The sequence below is a fragment of the Vibrio sp. 11-4(1) genome, assembly GCF_013048625.1.
In the GTDB taxonomy this organism is placed as follows: domain Bacteria; phylum Pseudomonadota; class Gammaproteobacteria; order Enterobacterales; family Vibrionaceae; genus Vibrio; species Vibrio diabolicus.
This window is the reverse complement of the sequence record NZ_VHSY01000055.1, coordinates 1-777: the sequence shown is the minus strand read 5'-3', so window position 1 is coordinate 777 and position 777 is coordinate 1. Positions and strand designations below refer to the sequence as shown.

Below are 777 nucleotides of genomic sequence, written 5' to 3'. Positions count from 1 at the left end.
ACCATCTTTCTCATGCAGGCAACAATGGCAACTTTTTTCGGTTTTCCTGCCGTAAGTAGTCGTTCATAAGTTGCTCTGAAAACAGGGTTGCATTGGATAGCCGACATCATCGCCATGTACATAACGGTCCTAACTTGAGTCCGCCCTCCTTGTATCAGCCGCTTACCTTTAAAGCGGCCACTTTCTCTTGTTATCGGTGCGACACCAATGAGAGAAGAAGCTTGTTTGTTAGTGATAAAGCCCAACTCGGGTACATTACTAATTAGGGATGCCGCAAGGACTTTACCAACACCAGGCATGCTTTGGAGAATAGTATTTTTGGCTTGATACTCAGGACAACTCTCAATCAGTTTCGCTATCTTTGCTTCTACTTTTTCAATCTGATTTTTCAGGGCGGTAAGGATAGGGGTAATCGTAGACGAGATATTCTTAGGTAATATTTGTAGTCGGTTTCTTTCCATGGTTTGCATGGTGAGTAGTTGGTTACGCCTTGTGACTAAGTCACTCATAAGACGTATGTTTTCGCTTTTTAGTTTGGTCAGTCCTGGCTGAACACGTTCAGCATAATGTGCGATGAGAGCGGCATCTAAACGGTCGTTCTTAGCTCGTTGACCAATGGCACCAGCAAACCTTTTAATACGTAGTGGGTTGGCAATAACATAAGGTAATTTGGCTTTGTCACAGGCGAGTATAAAAGGCATTTCTAATCGACCTGTAGCTTCGATGACGACACGTTGAGGTTTGTGTTTCTTAATGGTTTTTATGGCATCGCTGATG

Annotated in this window: 1 protein-coding gene; it reads right to left on the bottom strand. The window is 43.4% G+C overall.

What is annotated here, in order from left to right:
* The coding region (locus FKN16_RS24325) for an IS110 family transposase (protein WP_170903742.1) at positions 1-777 on the bottom strand (777 nt) is incomplete at both ends.